Source organism: Chryseobacterium sp. C-71 (assembly GCF_020911865.1).
GTDB lineage: Bacteria > Bacteroidota > Bacteroidia > Flavobacteriales > Weeksellaceae > Chryseobacterium.
The window spans coordinates 3,525,863-3,541,407 of the sequence record NZ_CP087131.1 but is presented as its reverse complement, the minus strand read 5'-3'; the positions used below and the strand labels follow the sequence as shown (position 1 = coordinate 3,541,407).

Here is a 15,545-nt window from a genome sequence, read left to right as displayed (position 1 = left end):
AAGTAAAAGTAATAAAAATAGAGGAAGTTTTTACTGATAAGGTTGCGTAAAAATATCTGACAAAATAAAAACCATTACAACTGAAAATATTTTTTTGTTGTAATGGTTTTTTATAAATATTGTTTTATTCTCAACTGATGAATCAATTCATCAATCTGAGATCAATTTACACTAAAGGTTCCTGTTGGCTTAAACAGTGAAAGCTTCCCAATCCCCAAATAATATCCGTAGAATCTATCCCAACAACTTTTCTGTCAGGAAAACAGTTTTGAATAATATCTAAAGCGATCTGATCTTTCTCACATCTGTAAGTAGGAACAATTACCGATTTGTTGGCAATATAAAAATTGGCATACGACGCCGGCAAGCGCTGATCTTCCCAGATTACAGGATCCGGCATCGGAAGTTCTATAATATTTAAAGGAGTTCCGTCCGGCAAACGCATTTCTTTTAACTGTCTCAGATTGGTCTGAAGAATTTCGTAATTTTCATCTTCTACATTATCTTCTACAACGGTAAGAACCGTATTTTCATTCACAAATCTGATGGTATCATCTACGTGGCCATCGGTATCGTCACCAATAATCCCGTCTTCTACCCAAAGAATTTGTTCTACACAGTAGAAATCTTTCAGATACTGCTCCACTTCTTCTTGTGACAAATGCGGGTTTCTGTTTTTATTAAGTAAACAAGATTTTGAGGTTAAAATCGTTCCTTTTCCGTTAAATTCTACCGAACCACCTTCCATGATGATTCCCGGATAAATAACAGGAAGATCAAACTCCGCAGCTATTTTTGTAGGAATCACATCATCCAGTTCGAATGGAGGATATTTTCCGCCCCATGCGTTGAAACCCCAATCTAAAATGATTTTTTGTTCTTCTGCATCCTTATTGATTAAAAACGCAGGACCGTGATCTCTACACCATGCATCGTTGGTTTCGTGAAAATAAAATTCGATATTTTCTAATTTTGCTCCGGCCTGCATAATGCAATCCATCGCAAATTTTCTCATCTCTTCGTCTTTCACATTAATTCTCACAAATTCATCCTGAGAAATAATTTTGATAAATTCAGCATAGTTTGGGTATATTTCCTGCAATTTATCAGGCCAAGATTCTTCTTTGTGAGGCCAAGACAACCAGGTTGCTTCGTGCTCTTCCCATTCTGCAGGAAAACGGTAACCCATTTGTTTGGGTGTTTTATTTTGCTCTGTCATTAGTCTTCGTCAATAAAACGTTTGGTAATCGGCGAATAAGTTTCAATTCTTCTGTCACGAAGGAATGGCCAATGTTTTCTCATATAATCGGTTTGAGCCAAATCTACTTCCGTTACAGCCACTTCTTCCTGATCGTGAGAACCTAGGTACAACAACTTACCTTGTGCATTGGTTACAAAACTTCCGCCCCAGAATTTCATTGCGCCATCCTGTTCAAATCCCACTCTGTTTACAGAAACTACAGGAAGTCCGTTGGCAACCGAATGAGAACGCTGAATTGTCTGCCATGCATTGTATTGATCCTGATTGGTTTCTTCATCCTGCGTAGTATCCCAACCGATTGCAGTAGGATAAAACATAATATCGGCTCCCATTAAAGCAGTAATTCTTGAAGCTTCAGGATACCATTGATCCCAGCAGATTAGAACGCCCACTTTTCCAAATTTTGTAGGGAAAATTTTGTATCCTAAATCTCCGGGCGTAAAATAAAATTTTTCATAAAACGCAGGATCATCCGGAATGTGCATTTTACGGTATTTTCCTAAATAAGTTCCGTCTGCATCAATAACAGCCGTAGTATTATGGTATAAACCTTGAGCACGCTTTTCGAAAAGGGAAGCAATAATCACTACACCCAACTCTTTTGCAACCGGTGCAAGTGCTTCTGTAGAAGGCCCAGGAATAGCCTCAGCCAAATCAAAATTATCGTAATCTTCTACATCACAAAAATAAAGCGAAGTGAATAATTCTTGTAAACAGACAATCTGTGCACCTTTCGCTGCGGCTTCTCTTATTTTTTCGATGGCCTTATTCAGATTTTCCTGCTTATCTGCAACACAAGACATCTGAACAGTACCTATTTTTACTTTTGACATGTTTTGAATTTTTATGGTACAAAAATAATATTTTTAAAATAGATACCGAGCTACTTTATCAAATGAATAGTCGCCTTCTATTAGAGTTTAACAGAATCTCATTTTAATCATAAAAAAACCTCATAGCTTGGGAAGTCTATGAGGTTTCTATTAATTTAATTCTAATTAAAACTGGAATGGAAGAATAAATATGAATACATATTCGTTCATCCAAATTGTAGCTGAAAATTATTTCGGCTGGTGATTCTGGTCATTTCTGTGTTCCATGATTTCAAGATTTGCATCTACAAAATAAGCACTTCCGAAACCGTTTACGTAAGCACCTTTTACAGGAGTTAAAGCAATTAAAATAAAATCTTTCATTTCAGAAATTACTTCCACAACCTTACCGTGAGTTTCTTTTAATTGACTAATCACTGTACTCCACGTTTCAGAATCTCTTTCGATTTGAGAAGTTGAGGCTTCGATGGTTAATCTCTCACGAGCATAGATTTGTTTTGTAGCAGACTCATCTTCGATAAACATGATTGAAGTTTTTCGTCCTTCAGAAAGGTTTCTTGTGTGCTTCGCCATGAAAGACACTAATATATAAAAAGAGTTATCAACTTGTACAAACGGGGCATAGCTTGAGTTTGGAGTCCCTTCTGCATCTACAGTTGCCAAAATAACACTTTGGGCTCTTGCAATCAGTTCTTTCACTTTTGGAGCCAAAGGTTTAGCCTGTCTTTGAGCTTCTTCCTGAGTATGATTCATAATAAAGATTTATTTCCAGTAAAAATACATTATTTAGAATTAAAATAAATAAAATTAAGACTGTGAAATCTCATATTTGTAAAGTTAAAGCTTGTTTTTTTATCTAAATTATATGTTGTAATTTTGCACTGTAATAATTTGAATTTAAAATCATTCATTATATATGAGTACTACAACACAATACGTTCCTTATAAAGTTAAGGATATCACCCTTGCAGAATGGGGAAGAAAAGAAATTACTTTGGCAGAAGCTGAAATGCCTGGTTTGATGTCTATTCGTGAAGAATATGGTCCATCTCAACCGCTTAAAGGAGCAAGAATTGCAGGATGTCTTCACATGACGATTCAGACTGCTGTTTTGATCGAAACATTAGTTGCTCTTGGAGCTGAAGTTACTTGGTCTTCTTGTAATATTTTCTCTACTCAGGATCACGCTGCTGCTGCTATTGCTGCTGCAGGAATTCCGGTTTACGCTTGGAAAGGTCTTAACGAAGAAGAATTTGACTGGTGTATCGAGCAGACTTTATTCTTCGGTGAAGACAGAAAGCCATTAAACATGATTTTGGATGATGGTGGTGATTTGACAAACATGGTTTTTGACAGATACCCTGAATTTACAAAAGACATCAAAGGACTTTCTGAAGAAACAACTACAGGAGTTCACAGATTGTACGAAAGAATGAAAAACGGAACTTTGGTAATGCCTGCAATCAATGTAAATGATTCAGTGACAAAATCTAAGTTTGACAACAAATACGGATGTAAAGAATCTGCAGTAGATGCTGTAAGAAGAGCTACAGACATTATGTTGGCTGGTAAAAGAGTTGTAGTTTGCGGATACGGTGACGTTGGTAAAGGTACTGCCGCTTCTTTCAGAGGTGCTGGTTCTATCGTTACTGTAACTGAAATTGATCCAATTTGTGCTTTACAAGCTGCAATGGACGGTTTTGAAGTAAAAAGATTAGATACTGTAGTTGATAACGCAGATATTGTAATCACTACAACTGGTAACTTCAACATCGTAAGAAAAGAGCATTTCTTAAAATTAAAAGATAAAGCAATCGTTTGTAACATAGGTCACTTCGATAACGAAATCGATATGGCTTGGTTGAACGAAAACTATGGTCACACAAAATCTGAAGTGAAGCCACAAGTTGACATCTATACTTTGGAAGAAGGTAAAGAAGTGATCATCCTTGCAGAAGGTAGATTGGTAAACCTTGGTTGTGCTACTGGTCACCCAAGTTTTGTAATGTCTAACTCTTTCTCTAACCAAACTTTAGCTCAAATTGAACTTTGGACTAATTCTGAAGCTTACGGAAATGAAGTTTATATGTTGCCTAAGCATTTAGATGAAAAAGTAGCGGCTTTACACCTTAAAAAACTAAGCGTTGAGCTAGAAGTACTTTCTACTGAACAAGCTGAATATATTGGTGTAGATGTGAAAGGACCATACAAGCCTGAGTATTACAGATACTAAATAATTATTGTCATGTTGAGCTTGTTGAAGCATCTCATATAAAAGAAAATCCCATTATTCAAAATAGTGGGATTTTTTATTGTCAATTCTTTTCAATCTCAATAAGGAATTCTTATTTTTGAACAATTAAAATTTAAAAATGAGAAAGCTTTTTGTCCTTAGTTTAATGAGTTCAGTTTTATTCCTAAACAGCTGCGAAAGTGAAGATGAAATTGAATTTATTACTGATCCTGTGGAACAAAGGATATTGTTGAGCAAAGTCACTACAGTGTATTATGACAATCCTGCAAATCCTCAAACAACTGTTGCAAATTTCACTTACAATAATCAGGGAGATTTATCCAAAATGATATCTGAAGGAAGAACTTCAATTTTCGAGTACGATACAGCCGGAAAACCTTCAAAAATAAATTACTATAATTCTGCGGGAACTTTAGAGTATTATTTACTGTATACCTATGCTAATAACGAACTCCAGAATACTAAGGCAATTTACAGTAATCCAGACTTCAATAGAACCATCACTTATACTTATGATAATGGCAAGGTGGTTACTTCCACTCAATGTCAATCAGCAAACTGTTCCAATCCGAGTATCTCTTTATATACATACAACGGAGAAAACATCACCGTAGAAACATCTGAAACTGGAGGCACTTTTTCTTCGAGCAGGAAGCGCGAATATTTATATGATAATCAAATGAATCCATTTACTTTTACCAACAAATATTTCAGAATAATGATGGGTGGAGCATACCCTTTAAGTAAAAACAATTATTCTTCAGAAAGAATTAGTTATAAAGACAGTTCAGGCAATTGGGTACAGAATCAGCAAGTCATTTATGAAATTCAGTATAACAGCGCACAATTACCTATTCAAGTTGTTGGGAAAACTACAAGTGGCACTAATTATGTAAAATATAATTACGAGTACATTGTTCAATAATTATTGTTTAATATTTCTCCACCCCAGATAAGGGTAATTTCACATTGTTATTTAATTAATCAGTTAATTTCTTTACTAAATTTCTTCAGAAAGTAATTTTAACTCATCATTTTCCAGATAGAGTGACAAAGTTTATATTTAATCAACAGTCATTCACAAAAAAATAATATATTTGGATGAATTAAACATTAAAAACATAAACAATGAAAAAACAGGGAGTTTCAAATGCGTTTGTCGCAGCTTCGTGGGTCGCTTTGGGCGCAGGAATGATAGGGTATATTGTAGGTCTTGTAAGAGCAGAGATGCAGCTGAATGAGAAAGGATATTATTTTGTAATTCTCTTGTACGGATTATTTGCGGTAGTATCTTTACAAAAAGCTGTACGAGACAGAATGGAAAACATCAAAGTGACCGATATCTATTACGGAATCTGTTGGTTTGCTACTTTATCATCAATTGTTTTGTTAACTGTAGGTTTGTTTAATGCCACCATTTTGCCTAGTGAAAAAGGCTTTTATGCTTTTGCATTTTTATTGGCTCTTTTTGGCGCAATTGCTGTTCAGAAGAACACCAGAGACAATATGATGGAAGACTAATCATGTAAGATCAATGATACGATGCTCACTTAATTGGTGAGCATTTTTTGTTTCAAAATATCTATTTCACAAGACATTGACATGTCGAAAAATTTATTATATTTACAAAATAATATATTATGAAAATTTCAAAACTAATCTATTATTGTTAAGAATTTATAAACAAATATTCTTTTATAAGTAAGTACATATAATGAAAGTCTATTAATTATTTGTTCTGTATACAAACCCCCAAATATTATTTATGAGAAATTTATTACTGATTGCTATATGCGTTTTTTTCTTTCAAATTACAAAAGCTCAGAATGAGTTTATTACGATTTGGCAACCCGGCATCATCACTACTCCGGTTCTCAATGTCAATGCACCATTTCAGGCAAATTCAAATCAAATATGGTTTCCCGGCACCGGACAAAATTACACCATAAGTTGGGAAGAAATAGGCTTTCCGCAACATAATGGAACAATGACCAACGTGACTTCGAACGGACAGGTTTTGATTGATTTTGGAACCCCATCAAAAGAAGACGGATTAAATACAACATACCGTGTAAAAGTTTCTAATGGTAATGGTGTCTTTCAACAGATAAAGTTTGCCTCACATCAAACTTTTAATCCTATTATTGAAACACAAGTTCCCAACCTGCAAATGCTTGGAAGTGCAGATAAATTACTTATAATTGAACAATGGGGAAATATAGCATGGACTTCAATGAATGCAGCATTTGCAAATTGTCAAAGGATGGTGCTTACCGCTACAGATTCTCCTAATCTCACCAATGTTACGAACGCTTCATTAATGTTTTATTTTGCAAACAGTTTTCTGGGAGCTGATTCTATGCAGAATTGGGATACTTCTACAATAGAAAATTTCAGTTTTATGTTTGCACAGCATCACATCATACCGATTTACACTCCACCAACATTTTCTTTCAACCCAACTCAATTAAGTTCTTGGGATACATCTTCAGCAACCGACTTGAGCTATATGTTTACCGGAAGAAATAATTTTAATCAAAATTTAAATTCATGGGATGTTTCTAAAGTAAAAAACATGAGCTGGATGTTCGCTTTTTGTTCAGCTTATAACCAACCACTTGATAATTGGAACACTTCCAGTTTACAGAATATTCATAATATGTTCTTTTCCGCTTCTTTATTTAATCAGCCCCTAAATAATTGGAACACTTCCAATGTAACAAATATGAACAGAGTTTTTACATTCAGTACTCAATTTAATCAACCTTTAAACTCTTGGAACGTTAGCAATGTTATAAAAATGTCTAACTTATTTGATGGTGCTTCATCATTTAATCAGTCTTTAGCAAGCTGGAACTTAAGCTCACTTACAGAAGCGAATGTTTTATTAAGAGACACTGCCATTGATTGCAATAATTACAGTTTGACCCTCACAGGATGGGCAGATAATCCTAATACTCCGAATAATATAAATTTAAGCACGGTAGCACCAGCTCAATATGCCGCCAACATCACTTCTAAAAGAGATATTCTGATCAATAAAGGTTGGAATATTATCGGAGATACCGTAGGAAATTGTGTACTATCAACATCAGAAATTAAAACTTTAGAAAATCCTTCCATTTACCCGAATCCAACATCAGATTATATTTATGTTAAAAATTTAAAGAACATAAAAAATTACAAAATATTAGATTCAAGCGGAAGACTGATTATGAATGAAACTAGTAAATCTGAAAAAATTAATGTCAGAAACCTATTAGAAGGCAATTACATTTTACAAATAAATACAGATAAAAATACTTTAAACTTTAAATTTATTAAAAATTAAAGTTTAAAATCTATGTTTATCAAAACCGACCACATCTAAATATGACCATGAAAAAATTCACACTAATTTTTATCTTATTTCTTTTTTTTCAGTTCGGAAAGGCGCAAACTGAATTTATAACCGTTTGGAAACCGGACGGTATTAATCCAAATTTTGTCACTAGTGTTACCGGTCAGAATCCATCTACATCAAGTCAGATCTGGTTTCCGGGTATTGGAACTAATTATACAATTCAGTGGGAAGAAATAAACTATCCGCAACATCATGGAACACTGACCAATGTAACTTCGATAGGTCAAACTTTAATAAGTTTCGGGGCACATCTTAATCCCAATCCAAATCAGGCTACATACAGAGTAAAAGTCAGCAATGGAAACGGAGTTTTTAATCAGATAAAATTTGCAAATTTGACTGGCACACAAGCTTTACCATTATGGACATATGCGGGTAACGCAGACAAATTGCTTGCAATAGAACAGTGGGGTAATATACAGTGGCAATCTATGCAAAATGCGTTTTCATATTGCAGATATGTACAGATCACGGCAACAGATTCGCCAAACCTTTCTTCCGTAGAAGATGCATCGTATATGTTTTACAATGCCAACTCGCTAACAGGACACGCTTCTATGGCTAACTGGAACACCTCAAACATTAAAGATTTTCGAAATATGTTTTCTCACATTAGCTTATTTCAGATTCCCGATACTTTTAATGCTCCCATCAGTTCTTGGAATACATCCAACGCAACCAACTTCAGATATATGTTTGAAAACAGAATTGCATTTAACCAAAATTTAAATAGTTGGGATACATCGGAAGTTACAGATATGGGCTATATGTTTTCCGGGACTCAGGAATTTAATCAACCTTTAAACAACTGGGATACGTCAAACGTGACCGATATGATGTTGATGTTTCATTATAATCCAAATTTTAATCAGCCCTTAAACAATTGGAATATTTCTAAAGTCACAAACATCTCACATATGTTCCATGGATGTACAGCATTCAATCAACCTTTGAACAGTTGGAATACCAGTGCCGTAACAAATTTCAGTACCATATTTGTGTCTGCTTCGAGTTTTAATCAAAGTCTTGAAACATGGAATCTTCCTGCGCTTACTAATGGTTACGTTGCTTTTACAGGTTCGGGCTTAGATTGTGACAATTACAGTGACACACTTACAGGTTGGGCAGATAATCCTAATACAGCAAATAATATTAATCTTGGACCTGTTTTTCTGACATATTCAGTCGATATCATTCCAAAAAGAAATATTCTTCTTAGTAAAGGATGGATCATCAGCAATGATACGGTGGGAGAATGCAGAAAATTATCTACTCACGAAAGTCAGTTAAAAAATACAAGCTCCATCTATCCTAATCCTGCTGAAAATTTTATTTATTTAAAAAATATCAAAGATGCAAAAAGCTACATCATCACAGATATGAGCGGAAGAATGATCACCAAAGATGCTTTGACGAAAGATTTTATCAATATCCAACGCCTAAAGTCTGGAAATTACATTTTGCAGATTATTTCCAAAGAAAAAATAGAAACTTTCAAATTTATCAAAAAATAATATACATAGCTTTAAGTCATTCTCCATCAATATTTCGTTTATGAAAAAAATCACACTACCTTTTTATCTTATTTCTTTTTTTTCAGCTTGGAAAGACACAAAATGAATTTATAACCATCTGGAAACCTAGTAATCAATCAACTACAAAATCATTGATTTCAGTAGCAGAATCGTCCTAAGTAAAAATAATTTTACTGAAAATAGAATCGATGTTTCTTCATTACAAAGAGGCAATTATATTCTAGAAATAGCTTCTGAAAAATCAGTCAAAAATTTTAAATTCATCAAAAAATAAAACAAAAATGCCTCGCAAAATCACGAGGCATTTATTTTATTTTAAATGTGAATCTTTACAAATCATATAAATTCGGATGCTTTGCTTTGATATCATCCACTGTTCCCAGAACTTTATCTTTCAAAGTATCCTGATAAATCTGAAGTTTTTCTGCAACTTTTTCATCACCTGATCCTAATATTTTCGCTGCTAATATTCCGGCATTTAAAGCTCCGTTCAAAGCAACAGTTGCCACAGGAATTCCGCCAGGCATTTGAAGAATTGATAAAACAGAATCCCAGCCATCAATAGAATTGCTTGATAAAATAGGAACTCCGATTACGGGTAACGTCGTACAGCTAGCCACCATTCCCGGAAGATGGGCTGCTCCTCCTGCGCCTGCAATAATCACTTTCAACCCTCTTTTCTTAGCGTGTTTAGCATAATCAAACATTCTTTCGGGAGTTCTGTGTGCCGAAACTACAGTCAGCTCGTAAGGAATGTCTAAACTTTTCAAAAAATTTGCTGCCAGTTCCATGATTGGCAAGTCGCTCTGACTTCCCATGATAATTCCTACCATTTCTTCAATTTTATTAGATGCTTCAAAGATAAGGATTTTAAAAAAGGATGAAAAGTGAATTTTGCATCGCAAGTGAATAAGTGAAATTGTCCTATATTTCATTCTAAAATAAATATCTTTGCCGTTCGATTTCCCCTACTCCATTGAAAAATTACAAACTTACTTTCGCTGTTCTCACTGTTGCCATTGTGTGGGGAACCACTTTTTTATCCATTCGTGTGGCAGTAGAAACTATTCCGGCTTGGTTTGTTGCGGGAATTCGCCAGCTTTTGGCTGCTATTATTATGTTGATTATTCTGCTCTACCGAAAAGAATTTAAATGGATTGGCTGGAAAGATTTAAAATATCAATTAATTTTCTCTACATTAATGCTCATCATTGCCAACGGAATGACAACCGTTGCAGAAGAATCAGTGACGAGTAGTTTGGCGTCGTTGATGAGTGCCTGTTCGCCCATTGTGGTTTTTCTTGGAAGTGTTGCGATTGGCTTACAGAAATTCAGCTTTCGGGCTTTAATCGGGATTATCCTTTGTTTCAGCGGGATACTTTTTATTTTTTGGGACGGCTTGAACGATTTGTCAAATCCCGATTATCTGATGGGAATTATTTTCCTTTTTGTGGCAATTTTGGGATGGGCTTCGGGAACCATTTTTACTAAAAAATTAAATCTTCAAAGCAAAAACATCACCCTGAATCTTTTCTACCAATTTATGTTTGCAGGAATCATTCAGCTTATTTTCGCCTTTCTTTTCTCAGAAAATTACAATTTTGAAAATTGGAGTTTAGTGAGCGTTTCAGCCATGCTATACTTGGCTGTTTTTGGTTCTGTTGCTGCATTTTTCGCTTTCCATTATGCGTTGACTAAAATTTCTCCGGTGCAGGTTTCTATTTTAGCTTATGTCAATACTATTATTTCCATATTTTTAAGTTGGTTGATTTTAGATGAAAAAATTTCAGCCAAATTTATTATTGCTGCATTTTTAATTATTCTCGGAGTTTTTATCACCAATTATAATCCGGAACTATTTAAAAGAAAGAGAGTTGAAGAATAATTCTGCGATAAAAAGTTTACACAAAAAATAAAAATATTCTTACAAAAACCATTTTTAAATTTTTCTTTGTCACAATTTTTGCCTATATTTTTAGAATAATTCGTGCATTATGACAAAAAAATCTCTTTTTATATTCCTACTTCCAATTATAATTTTCGATGGCTGCTCTGACAAAGAAAAAAACCAAGAACTTATTGACCGAGAAAATTCACTTTTAGAAAAAGAAAAAATTTTCGCACAAAAAGAAGCAGATTATCAGTCGCTTATCAAAATGAGGGACAGTATTTTTAATAAAAAAGATACAATACAAATCTTCAAAAAATGGCCAGACGAGGTCTTTGGATCTTGGACGGGCAAAGTGATCTGCACAGAATCATCATGCAGTGATTACGTAATAGGTGACCAAAGGATTGATACGTGGGAGTTTGATAGTGATTCTACCCAAATGATTTCAAAAATTGTGAATAATAATAAACTGGTGAGAATATACTCTGGTTCGTACGAAAATCAGGAAGTTAAACTAAATTATAAAACCGACTCTACAGCAAGTAAAAATGTAGAAATGAGCGTTATTATCAATGAGATTTCGCCAACCAAAATGAAAGGTATCCGAAGCATAACGGTAGACAATAAGTGTACTGCTAAGTTTTCTGTAGAACTCACAAGACCTTCAAAATAAAACATTTATGATTTTAAGCTTACACAATCTCAGTCTTCCCTTTGAAGATCCTGTTCTGAAATTTTTGCTGGTTCTGATTATTATTTTGGCAGCACCACTTCTCTTGAATAAAATAAAAGTTCCGCATCTGTTAGGGTTGATTATCGCCGGAGCCATCATTGGTCCCAACGGATTTAATGTTTTGGCAAGAGACAGCAGCATCGTTGTTACCGGAACTACGGGACTACTTTACATCATGTTTCTCGCCGGACTCGAAATCGACATGGGAGATTTTAAAAAAAATAAGTGGAAAAGCTTAGGATATGGTGGTTACGCATTTATTTTTCCTTTTATTCTGGGATATATCGGTTCATACTATTTACTTGATTTTTCAGTGATGACTTCTGTACTTTTTGCAAGCTTATTTTCATCACAGACACTGATTACCTACCCTCTCATCAGCAAATTAGGTATTGCAAAAAACAGGGCGGTAAACATCACTGTGGGAGGTACAATGATTACCGATGTAGCAACATTACTGGTTTTGGCAGTTGTCGTTGGTATGGTACAGGGCGATGTAGGGACAGCATTTTGGGTAAAACTGACGGGATCATTTGTGGTTTTCGGTTTAATCGTTCTGGTGGTTTTCCCTTTGATTGGAAGATGGTTTTTTAAAAAAGTAGATGACAAAATTTCACAGTATATTTTTGTGCTGGTAATGATTTACCTTGCGGCTCTTTTGGCAGAATTAGCAGGAGTTGAAGCAATTATTGGGGCTTTCTTTGCGGGTTTGGCTTTAAACAGATTGATTCCGCATACATCTTCTCTAATGAACAGAGTAGAATTTGTAGGAAACGCAATTTTCATCCCGTTTTTCCTTATCAGTGTTGGAATGCTGATAGATTTCAAAGTGTTTTTCAATAGCTTTGAAACTTTAAAAGTTGCAGGTATCATGCTTGTTGCTTCCATTGGTGGTAAGTACATTTCTGCAATTATTAGTCAGAAAACATTTCGTTTTACAAAAGACGAAGGTATTTTAGTCTTCGGTTTAAGCTCTGCTTCGGCGGCTGCAACGTTGGCTACAGTGATGGTTGGGTATAATATTATTCTTTCGGAAAGTGAAACCGGAGAACCTGTGAGATTACTGAATGAGCACGTTCTGAATGGAAGTATTCTGCTTATTTTAATTTCTTGTACTGTATCATCATTCATTTCGATGTCAAGCGCTCAGAAAATAGCAGCGAAAGAAAACGAAGACACTGTCACCGGAAACAACCATGAAGAGGAAAACATACTGTTAGCCTTAAATTATGAGAGCACTGTTGAAAGAATGGTGAATTTGGGAATTTTAATTAAAGCCCATTCCAACACCGAAGATTTTTTTGCTTTAAATGTCATTAACGAAGATAAAAATGAATCTTCTGTAAAAAATGCTGAAAAACTTCTACATCAGGCAACTGATACTGCAGCTTCGGCTGACGTAAAATTGCAGGCCTTAAAAAGATATGACAATGACGTCATCAACGGCGTCAACAATGTGATCAAAGAACAAAAAATCACTGATCTGATTATCGGATTGGAAGATAAGAAAGGCTTTTCCACTTCTTTTGCGCATAATCTGTACAACGGTTATTTGCAAAATGATGATGTAAACGTTTTTGTATATCACGCTGCCCAACCACTTTCTACCATTAAAAAATACGCAGTGATGATCCCTGAAAATGCACACAAGGAAGCAGGATTTTTCCATGCACTCGTTCGTGTTTGGAATATCGCAAGAAATTCGGGTGCAACGATTGTATTTTATGCTCCTGAAAACATCCTCAATATTTTACAGAAAATTATTAAAAAAGCCAATATCGAAGCTGAATTTATCATAATGAACACTTGGAAAGATGGCGAGGAAACCGCAGCTCAAATTAAAGAAGATGAAGGTTTGATTATTTTTATGGCGAAAAGAGGAATGCAATCTTATCTTCCAAGAATGAGAATGATTCCTGAACTTTTAAACGGAAGACTTCACGATAATAATTATTTGTTGATTTTTCCATATTCAGAATTTAAACAGGAGAATATTGAAAGGCGCTCTGTAGGAAATCATGATGATTTTATGGAAATCGGGAATGTGATTAAGAAGATTTTTAAGTAGTTTTAAAGAAAATTTCTCACAAAACCTTTTAAACCAAATTATAAAAACAGCATGAAAAAAGTACTCATCATCTCCATCTCAATAATCATTCTCATTATTTTATCAATAACAATTTACTGGAATCTTCCGATTGAAATAACCAGAAAATCTGACATCAAATTTGGAACTGAATTGATTGAGAAAATTGACGATTACAAAAAAAACAATGGAAAACTTCCTGAAGTAAATGATTGGCAGACATTAGAAAAATTAGGTTTACAAAAGGATAATGTAGAAAAACCAGTTTATACGAAAGACCAAAACGGAAATTATGAGTTAGTTTATATCGATGGCTTCGACGGGCCTTATTTACTATGGAATTCACAGGAAAGAAAATGGACCATTGATTTTCCTAAAATAGCATCAAAATAAGAAAAGACTGCTTTTGGGCAGTCTTTCTCAATATATTTTAAAAATCTTAAGCAATCACTCTTACCATCGCTTTCACTTCTACCAATTTCTCCATCAGCTCTTCTCTGGAATCTGCCAGAACATTGATGTGCCCCATTTTTCTGCCGGGCTTAGTTTCCGTCTTTCCGTAAAGGTGAATGTATGTTTCAGGAAGCTTTAAAACCTCTTCCATTCCTTCATAAATTACTTTCCCGGAAAATCCTTCTGCACCGACCAAATTCAGCATTCCGCTATAAATAATGGCGTCAGTATCTGCTAAAGGTAAATTTTTCACCACTCGATACATTTGTTCAAACTGAGAATTGGCGTTCCCTTCCTGACTTTGGTGACCTGAATTATGAAGTCTCGGAGCCGTTTCATTCACCCAGACTTTTCCTTCTTTATCTAAAAATAATTCAATGGCAAACAATCCCGGAGAATTGACAGCCTTCAAAAATTTCTCTGTAATTGAATCAATCTGATTTTCAACCTCTTCACTTAAAAAAACCGGACAAATATTAAAATCAAGCAAGTTTAATTTCGGATCGGCAACCATTTCTGTTACAGGAAAAGTTTTGGTTTCTCCGTTTTCGTTGATGGCAACAATCACAGAAAGCTCTTTATCAATATCAACCAGATTTTCCAAAATGGAATCTTCCGTCCATAGATTTCTCAAATCTTCAGAAGAACGGATAATCTGCACACCTTTTCCGTCGTAACCGCCGGTATTGAGTTTCTGTACAAATGGGAAAGCGATCTTTATTTCGTCTGAACTTCCGTCCATAATTTCAAAATCCGGACTTGGAATATTGTGTTCTTTGTAAAATTTCTTCTGGAGAATTTTTTGCTGAATGGTCTTAATAATCTGAGCATTCGGAACCACTTTTACCCCTTGGTTTTCTAATTCTGCCAAAGCATCTGCGTTGACGTGTTCGATTTCAATCGTAACCACATCTTTATCTTTTCCGAAATCTAAAACCGTCTCGTAATCATTGAAACTTCCTTGTGTAAAATATGAAATATTGTGACAAGGCGCATCTGAAGCCGGATCTAAAGTGTAAAATTCATCATCATACTTCAGTGCTTCCTGAATGAGCATTCTTCCGAGCTGTCCGCCACCTAAAATTCCTATTTTCAT

Annotated in this window: 15 protein-coding genes; 10 read left to right on the top strand and 5 right to left on the bottom strand. The window is 34.8% G+C overall.

Features of this window, described 5'->3' with window-relative positions; genetic code table 11:
* Nucleotides 1-166: 166 nt before the first annotated feature.
* The 3 genes from LNP04_RS16410 to LNP04_RS16400 all read right to left on the bottom strand — a co-directional run bounded on the left by LNP04_RS16410 (nt 167) and on the right by LNP04_RS16400 (nt 2,847).
* Nucleotides 167-1,219 (bottom strand): agmatine/peptidylarginine deiminase, encoded by a 1,053-nt coding sequence (locus tag LNP04_RS16410; protein WP_229983975.1) that lies wholly within the window; start codon nt 1,217-1,219, stop codon nt 167-169.
* Nucleotides 1,219-2,094 (bottom strand): carbon-nitrogen hydrolase, encoded by an 876-nt coding sequence (locus LNP04_RS16405; protein ID WP_229983974.1) that lies wholly within the window; start codon nt 2,092-2,094, stop codon nt 1,219-1,221. Before LNP04_RS16405 ends, LNP04_RS16410 begins: the two co-directional genes overlap by 1 nt.
* Nucleotides 2,095-2,322: 228 nt before the next feature.
* Complete coding sequence (locus LNP04_RS16400; RefSeq protein WP_229983973.1) at nt 2,323-2,847, bottom strand: HugZ family protein; 525 nt, start codon at nt 2,845-2,847, stop codon at nt 2,323-2,325.
* A 163-nt stretch (nt 2,848-3,010) separates the two neighbouring features.
* Here LNP04_RS16400 and ahcY point away from each other — a divergent pair, with 163 nt between their 5' ends.
* The 6 genes from ahcY to LNP04_RS19610 all read left to right on the top strand — a co-directional run bounded on the left by ahcY (nt 3,011) and on the right by LNP04_RS19610 (nt 9,560).
* Nucleotides 3,011-4,327: an adenosylhomocysteinase gene (ahcY, locus tag LNP04_RS16395; protein WP_229983972.1), complete on the top strand. Its 1,317-nt coding sequence runs from the start codon at nt 3,011-3,013 to the stop codon at nt 4,325-4,327.
* Between the two features lie 139 nt (nt 4,328-4,466).
* Nucleotides 4,467-5,273, top strand: coding sequence for a hypothetical protein (locus LNP04_RS16390; protein ID WP_229983971.1), 807 nt, complete (start codon nt 4,467-4,469; stop codon nt 5,271-5,273).
* 203 nt (nt 5,274-5,476) lie between these two features.
* Nucleotides 5,477-5,869: an inner membrane protein YiaA gene (gene yiaA / locus LNP04_RS16385; RefSeq protein ID WP_129536377.1), complete on the top strand. Its 393-nt coding sequence runs from the start codon at nt 5,477-5,479 to the stop codon at nt 5,867-5,869.
* A 244-nt stretch (nt 5,870-6,113) separates the two neighbouring features.
* A complete protein-coding gene (locus tag LNP04_RS16380) occupies nt 6,114-7,679 on the top strand; it encodes a BspA family leucine-rich repeat surface protein (RefSeq protein ID WP_229983970.1) in 1,566 nt (521 codons plus the stop codon).
* Nucleotides 7,680-7,726: 47 nt separating this feature from the next.
* A complete protein-coding gene (locus LNP04_RS16375; protein ID WP_229983969.1) occupies nt 7,727-9,265 on the top strand; it encodes a BspA family leucine-rich repeat surface protein in 1,539 nt (512 codons plus the stop codon).
* 136 nt (nt 9,266-9,401) lie between these two features.
* Nucleotides 9,402-9,560, top strand: coding sequence for a T9SS type A sorting domain-containing protein (locus tag LNP04_RS19610; protein WP_407928663.1), 159 nt, complete (start codon nt 9,402-9,404; stop codon nt 9,558-9,560).
* Nucleotides 9,561-9,615: 55 nt separating this feature from the next.
* Here the strand turns inward: LNP04_RS19610 and purE are convergent, their stop codons facing one another.
* Nucleotides 9,616-10,119 (bottom strand): 5-(carboxyamino)imidazole ribonucleotide mutase, encoded by a 504-nt coding sequence (gene purE / locus LNP04_RS16370; RefSeq protein WP_229983968.1) that lies wholly within the window; start codon nt 10,117-10,119, stop codon nt 9,616-9,618.
* A 143-nt stretch (nt 10,120-10,262) separates the two neighbouring features.
* Here purE and LNP04_RS16365 point away from each other — a divergent pair, with 143 nt between their 5' ends.
* The 4 genes from LNP04_RS16365 (at nt 10,263) to LNP04_RS16350 (ending at nt 14,389) form a co-directional block, all read left to right on the top strand.
* A complete protein-coding gene (locus tag LNP04_RS16365; protein WP_229983967.1) occupies nt 10,263-11,171 on the top strand; it encodes a DMT family transporter in 909 nt (302 codons plus the stop codon).
* Between the two features lie 109 nt (nt 11,172-11,280).
* Nucleotides 11,281-11,850, top strand: coding sequence for a hypothetical protein (locus tag LNP04_RS16360; RefSeq protein WP_229983966.1), 570 nt, complete (start codon nt 11,281-11,283; stop codon nt 11,848-11,850).
* 7 nt (nt 11,851-11,857) lie between these two features.
* The gene (locus LNP04_RS16355; RefSeq protein WP_229983965.1) at nt 11,858-13,978 is read left to right on the top strand and encodes a cation:proton antiporter; all 2,121 of its coding nucleotides are present in this window, start codon (nt 11,858-11,860) and stop codon (nt 13,976-13,978) included.
* A gap of 51 nt (nt 13,979-14,029) precedes the next feature.
* The gene (locus LNP04_RS16350) at nt 14,030-14,389 is read left to right on the top strand and encodes a hypothetical protein (protein ID WP_229983964.1); all 360 of its coding nucleotides are present in this window, start codon (nt 14,030-14,032) and stop codon (nt 14,387-14,389) included.
* Nucleotides 14,390-14,435: 46 nt separating this feature from the next.
* On the opposite strand, the gene LNP04_RS16345 is transcribed toward LNP04_RS16350, so the two are convergent.
* Nucleotides 14,436-15,545 carry a 5-(carboxyamino)imidazole ribonucleotide synthase gene (locus LNP04_RS16345; RefSeq protein ID WP_229983963.1) on the bottom strand — a complete coding sequence of 370 codons (1,110 nt, stop codon included), beginning with the start codon at nt 15,543-15,545 and terminating at the stop codon, nt 14,436-14,438.

Coding starts and splice junctions, on each gene's coding strand:
- LNP04_RS16410 (WP_229983975.1), bottom strand. CDS start 1,219: ATGACAGAGCAAAATAAAACACCCAAACAAATGGGTTACCGTTTTCCT.
- purE (WP_229983968.1), bottom strand. CDS start 10,119: ATGGTAGGAATTATCATGGGAAGTCAGAGCGACTTGCCAATCATGGAA.
- LNP04_RS16355 (WP_229983965.1), top strand. CDS start 11,858: ATGATTTTAAGCTTACACAATCTCAGTCTTCCCTTTGAAGATCCTGTT.
- LNP04_RS16350 (WP_229983964.1), top strand. CDS start 14,030: ATGAAAAAAGTACTCATCATCTCCATCTCAATAATCATTCTCATTATT.
- LNP04_RS16345 (WP_229983963.1), bottom strand. CDS start 15,545: ATGAAAATAGGAATTTTAGGTGGCGGACAGCTCGGAAGAATGCTCATT.
- ahcY (WP_229983972.1), top strand. CDS start 3,011: ATGAGTACTACAACACAATACGTTCCTTATAAAGTTAAGGATATCACC.
- LNP04_RS16390 (WP_229983971.1), top strand. CDS start 4,467: ATGAGAAAGCTTTTTGTCCTTAGTTTAATGAGTTCAGTTTTATTCCTA.
- LNP04_RS16375 (WP_229983969.1), top strand. CDS start 7,727: ATGAAAAAATTCACACTAATTTTTATCTTATTTCTTTTTTTTCAGTTC.
- LNP04_RS16400 (WP_229983973.1), bottom strand. CDS start 2,847: ATGAATCATACTCAGGAAGAAGCTCAAAGACAGGCTAAACCTTTGGCT.
- yiaA (WP_129536377.1), top strand. CDS start 5,477: ATGAAAAAACAGGGAGTTTCAAATGCGTTTGTCGCAGCTTCGTGGGTC.
- LNP04_RS16405 (WP_229983974.1), bottom strand. CDS start 2,094: ATGTCAAAAGTAAAAATAGGTACTGTTCAGATGTCTTGTGTTGCAGAT.
- LNP04_RS16360 (WP_229983966.1), top strand. CDS start 11,281: ATGACAAAAAAATCTCTTTTTATATTCCTACTTCCAATTATAATTTTC.
- LNP04_RS16380 (WP_229983970.1), top strand. CDS start 6,114: ATGAGAAATTTATTACTGATTGCTATATGCGTTTTTTTCTTTCAAATT.